Source organism: Nocardia violaceofusca NBRC 14427 (assembly GCF_963869435.1).
GTDB lineage: Bacteria > Actinomycetota > Actinomycetes > Mycobacteriales > Mycobacteriaceae > Nocardia > Nocardia aobensis.
On sequence record NZ_CAWMPM010000063.1, the window covers coordinates 1 to 6,098 of the forward strand.

Below are 6,098 nucleotides of genomic sequence, written 5' to 3' on the forward strand. Positions count from 1 at the left end.
GCCGGTGCGGTACATGCGTGCCCCGGGTGCGTATGGGCAGGCCACGAACCGTGATGCGGTCAATGCGGGCCTGCGCCAATACCCGTAGCTGACTCCGGCGCCTGCCACGTACAACTCGCCGGTGACGCCGATCGGCACCGGTTGTAACCGGCGGTCGAGGACGAACAATGCTGCCTCTGGTACTGCTGCCCCGATCGGCGGTTTTCCCGATCCGCCGCTCAGGGGTGTGGTGAGGGTGACGCACATGGTGGTTTCGGTGGGCCCGTAACCGTTGATGACTGTATGCCTGGGCGCCCACTGGTCGACGATGTGGGCGGGGCAGAGTTCGCCGCCGAGTATCAGGGTGACCGATTCCAAGCCTTGCGGTGTCAGCATTGCTGCGGCGGTGGGCGTTTGGGTCAGGACGGTGACGTGTTCGGCGGCGAGAACGTCGTGAAAGTCGTTGGGGGAGCGGGTGATCGCGTCGGGGATGACGACCAGTCGTCCGCCGTGGAGCAATGGGCCCCAGACTTCCCATACGGAGACGTCGAAGGCGAGCGAATGACACTGCGCCCACACCTGTTCGGACGCGGGAGTGGGGCCGATGTTCAGGTTTGTCAGTAGTTGGGTGATGTTGTGGTGTGCGGTGGCCACGCCTTTGGGGGTCCCGGTGGTGCCGGAGGTGTAGATGAAATAGGCGATGTTGTCCGGGCTGGGCGCGGGTAGCGGGGTGCTGGGTTGAGTGTCGACAGCAGCGTCGTCGACGTCGATGATCGGTATGTCGAAACCGTCGAGTTGTCCGGCCAGGTCGGCGGTGGTGATCACGGCTGCGGGTGTGGCGTCGGTGAGCATGAATTCGATTCGTGCCCTGGGGTGTTCGGGATCGATGGGTAGGTAGGCCGCCCCGGTTTCGAGTACCGCGGTGAGTGCGGTGATCGCTTCTGCCGAGCGTTCCATCAGTATCCCGACCACGCATCCGGGACCGACACCGTGGCCGGTCAGCAAGTGCGCGAGCCGGTTCGCGGTCCGGTCGAGTTGCTGGTAGGTCCAGGAGTTCTCGCCGCAGGTGAGTGCCGTTGCGTCGGGGGTGCGGGCGACTTGTTCGGCGAACAGTGCCGGCACCGACATCGCTGAGGGGGTGTGCGTGTGCAGTACCGCGCGGTTGCCGATCTCGTCCAGCCGGGTGTGTTCGGATTCGTCGAGCAGGTCCACCGATGACAGGGTTTGTTCGGGGTTGGTGGTTATCGCCATCAGTACTCGTTCCAACCGTTGGATGAGTGTGTTGATGGTGGTGGTGTCGAAGATGTCGGTGCGGAATTCGACTGCGCCGGTGAGTCCGGCGGGTTCGCCGGTGTCGGTGAAGCGTTCGCCGAGAGAAAACGCGATGTCCATGCGGGCGCTGTGGGTGTCCAGCGGCAGGGAGGTGACGTCGAGATCACCCAGCGCCAAACCGGCTTCGGCTTCGTTGTTGTATCCGGCGAAGTTCTGCCACGCCAGTAACACCTGGATCAGCGGGTGATGTGTCAGCGATCTGGCTGGGTTGAGTCGTTCGACCAGCACTTCGAAGGGCACGTGTTGGTGTTCGAATGCTTCGAGGCTGCGCGTGCGGACCTGGGTGAGGAGGTCGGTGAGGGTGGGGTCGCCGCTGAGATCGACTCGTAGTACGAGGGTGTTGACGAAGAAGCCGACCAGTTCGTCGAGAGCGGGGTCGCCACGGCCGGCGACGGCGAATCCGACCGCCACGTCGGGGTTGGCGCTGATCTTCGACAACAGGATCGTCAGGGCGGCTTGGATCACCATGAAGTTGGTGGCGTTGTGTTCGCGCGCTGTCCGAGTGAGGTGTTGCTGCAGTTCGGCGGGCCAGTCGATGACGACGCGGGCGCCGTGTTGGTCGGTGGTTGCTGGGTAAGGTCGGTCGGTGGGGAGGTCGAGGTGTTCGGGCATCCCGGCCAAGGTCTGTTCCCAGTACTCCAGCTCGGTGGTGATGCGGCTGTGGGGGTCGTGTAGTTCGCCGAGTTGGGTGCGTTGCCAGAGTGCGTAATCCACGTACTGCACCGCCAACGGTGCCCAACCCGGCGCCCGTCCCGCGCAGCGGCTGGCGTAGGCCACACTCAAATCCGCTGCCAGCGGCCGCAGCGACCAGCCATCCGCGGCGATATGGTGCATCACGATCACCAGCACGTGTTCCTGATCCGAAACAGCGAAAAGCCTTGCCCGCAACGGAATCTCGGCCGCCAGGTCGAACAGGTAGCGCGCTGCCTCGTTCACGGCGGCGTCGAGCCGGGTGTGCGACCATCCGGTCGCATCGACGACGTCGCACCCGAAAATGACCCGCTCAATGGGGACAACCACCTGCCGGGGTGTTCCCTCGGTCGCGCGGAACACCGTGCGCAGGCTTTCGTGACGGCCCACCACATCGGCCAGCGCCGCACCCAGAGCGTCGACATCGAGCCCACCGCTCAGCCGCAACGCCGCCGCCACGTTGTAGACCGGGGAGGGTCCTTGGAGTTGGTCGATGAACCAGAGTCGTTGCTGGGCATACGACAACGGGATCGCGTCGGGTCGTTCCACTGGTGTGAGTCGTGGGAGTCGGCTCGAGCCCGCAGTGTCGATTCGGGGGGCCAGGTGGGCGACGGTGGGTGTGTCGAAGACGGTGCGTACGGACAGGTCGGTGTCAAGGGTCGTGTTGATCGCGGCGATCAGGCGCATCGCCGACAGCGAATCTCCGCCGAGGTCGAAGAAGGAGTCGTCGATGCCGATATGGTCCAGTCCGAGTATTCGAGCGTAGATCGTGGTGAGGATTTCCTCGACGGGCGTGGTGGGTGCGCGGTAGTGGCTGGTGGTGTATTCGGGTGCCGGTAGGGCGCGGGTGTCGAGCTTGCCGTTGACCGTCAGTGGCAGCGCCGCTACCTCCATCACCGCCGCCGGGATCATGTAGGCGGGGAGGTGTTCGGCGAGTTGGGTGCGTATCTCGTTCGGGTTTGCGGTGCCGGTGATGTAGGCGACGAGGCGTTTGTTTCCGGGTTGGTCTTCGCGGGTGATGACGGCTGCTTGTTCGATGCCGTCGAGTTGGGTGAGGGCGGTTCGGATTTCGCCGCATTCGATGCGGTAGCCGCGGATTTTGACTTGTTCGTCGGCGCGTGCGACGTAGTGGAGTTGGCCGTCGTTGGCCCAGCGGACCAGGTCGCCCGTGCGGTACATGCGTGTGCCGGTTCCTCCGAAGGGGCAGGCCACGAACCGCGATGCGGTCAACGCGGTGCGACGCCAATATCCGCAGCTGACTCCGGCGCCGGCGACATAGAGTTCACCGGGCACTCCGATCGGTACCGGCCGGAGCCATTCATCCAGCACAAACAGTGCTGCTGTGGGCATCGGTGCCCCGATCGGTGGTGCCCCCGATCCGGGTGTCAAGGGGGTGGTGAGGGTGACGCACATGGTGGTTTCGGTGGGTCCGTAGCCGTTGAGGACCGTGTGCGTGGGCGCCCACTCGTCGATGACCTGGGCGGGGCAGAATTCGCCGCCGAGTATCAGGGTGACCGATTCCAGCCCTTGTGGTGTCAGCATCGCCGCCGCGGTGGGTGTTTGGGTCAGGACGGTGACGTGTTCGGCGGCGAGAACATCATGAAAGTCGTTGGGGGAGCGGGTGATCGAGTCGGGGATCACCACCAGTCGTCCGCCGTGGAGCAATGGGCTCCAGATTTCCCAGACGGAGACGTCGAAGGCTAGTGAATGACATTGCGCCCATACCTGTTCCGGCGCAGGCGTGGCGCCGGTGTCGAGGAACGCCAGTAGCTGGGTGATGTTGTGGTGGGTCGTGGCCACGCCTTTGGGGGTCCCGGTGGTGCCGGAGGTATAGATGAGGTAGGCGATGTTGTCCGGGCTGGGCGCGGGTAGCGGCGTGCTGGGTTGAGTGTCGACAGCAGCGTCGTCGACATCGATGATCGGTATGTCGATACCGTCGAGTCGTCCGGCCAGATCGGCGGTGGTGATCACGGCTGAGGGTGTGGCGTCGGTGAGCATGAATTCGATTCGTGCCCTGGGGTGTTCGGGATCGATGGGTAGGTAGGCGGCTCCGGTTTCGAGCACTGCCGCTATCGCGGTGATCGCTTGTGCGGAGCGTTGCATCAGCAACCCGACCACGCATCCGGGGCCCACACCGCGGTCGGTCAGCAGGTGTGCCAACCGGTTTGCCGCTTGCTCCAGCTGCCGGTAACTGGATGAACGATCACCACAGCTCAGCGCCACCGCATCCGGCGTGCGGGCCACTTTGGCCGCGAACAATGCCGGAACCGATAGGGACGATGGCCGGCCCGTGTGCAATACCGCCCGGTTGCCGAACTTGTCTATACGGGTGTGTTCGGATTCGTCGAGCAGGTCCACTGATGACAGGGTTTGTTCGGGGTCTGTCGTGATCGCTACCAGTACTCGTTCCAGCCGTTGGATGAGTGTGTTGATGGTGGTGGTGTCGAAGATGTCGGTGCGGAATTCGACTGCGCCGGTGAGTCCGGCGGGTTCGCCGGTGTCGGTGAAGCGTTCGCCGAGGGAAAACGCTATGTCCGTGCGGGCGCTGTGGGTGTCCAGCGGCAGGGAGGTGACGTCGAGATCTTCCAATGCCAAACCGGCGGCCGGGTCGTTGTTTCCGGCGAAGTTCTGCCAGGCGAGCAGTACTTGGATCAGTGGGTGGTGTGTCAGTGATCTGGCTGGGTTGAGTCGTTCGACCAGCACTTCGAAGGGCACGTGTTGGTGTTCGAATGCTTCGAGGCTGCGCGTGCGGACCTGGGCGAGTAGGTCGGTGAAGGTGGGGTCGCCGGCCAGATCGACCCGCAGTACCAAGGTGTTGACGAAGAAGCCGACCAACTCGTCGAGAGCGGGATCGTCGCGGCCGGCGACGGCGAATCCGACCGCCACATCGGGGTTGGCGCTGATCCTCGACAACAGCACCGTCAGGGCGGTCTGGATGACCATGAAACTTGTTGCGTTGTGGTCGCGTGCGACCTCGGCGATGTGGTGTTGTAGTTCGGCGGGCCAGTCGATGGTGACGCTGGCGCCGTGTTGGTCGGTTGTTGCTGGGTAGGGTCGGTCGGTGGGGAGGTCGAGGTGTTCGGGCATCCCGGCCAAGGTCTGTTCCCAGTACTCCAGTTCGGTGGTGATGCGGCTGTGGGGGTCGTGTAGTTCGCCGAGTTGGATGCGTTGCCAGAGTGCGTAATCCACGTACTGCACCGGTAGCGGCGTCCAGTCCGGAGGGTGGTCGTGTCGGCGCGCTCGGTACGCTTCGCTCACGTCGCGGGCCATGGGGATTGGTGACCATCCGTCGAAAGCGATGTGGTGCAACACGATCCCCACGACATACTGTTCGGGTCCCACCGAGTAGATCTGGGCGCGGATGGGGATCTCGGTCGACAGGTCGAACCGGTACCGGGCCAGTTCTGCCAAGGTGTCGGTCAGGTCTTGTTCGGGCAGCGATACGACTGCCGGGCCGTGGCGTCGCCACATTCCTGCTTGTGCGGGCAGTACGTGTTGGAAGGGCACGCCGTCGGTGTCGGGGAAGATGGTGCGGAGTGATTCGTGGCGTGCGAGGACGTCGTCGAGGGCGGCGGCTAGCGCTTCGGTATCCAGTGGTCCGTTGATCCGGAAGGCGATCGGCATGTTGTAGACCGGGGAGGGTCCTTGGAGTTGGTCGATGAACCAGAGTCGTTGCTGCGCATACGACAACGGAATCACCGCGGGCCGCTCGACCGGTGTCAGTCGTGGGAGTCGGCTCGTACCCGCACTATCGATCCCGGATGCCAGCCGGGCGACGGTGGGTGTGTCGAACACGGTGCGCACGGACAGGTCGGTGTCGAGGGTCGTGTTGATCGCGGCAATCAGGCGCATCGCCGACAGCGAATCTCCGCCGAGGTCGAAGAAGGAGTCATCGATGCCGACGCGGTCGAGTCCGAGTGTGTGGGCGTAGATGGCGGTGAGGACTTCCTCGACAGGGGTACTCGGGGCGCGATACCCGCCGGCGGTGTACTCCGGTGCCGGTAGGGCGCGGGTGTCGAGCTTGCCGTTGACCGTCAGTGGCAGCGCCGCTACCTCCATCACCGCCGCCGGGATCATGTAGGCGGGAAGTTGTTCGG

The 6,098-nt window shown here is 64.3% G+C and carries 1 protein-coding gene; it reads right to left on the reverse strand.

The features are described from left to right. Nucleotides 1–6,098, reverse strand: a 6,098-nt coding sequence (locus AC5592_RS34245; RefSeq protein ID WP_157122437.1) for a non-ribosomal peptide synthetase, incomplete at both ends; no start/stop codon positions are given.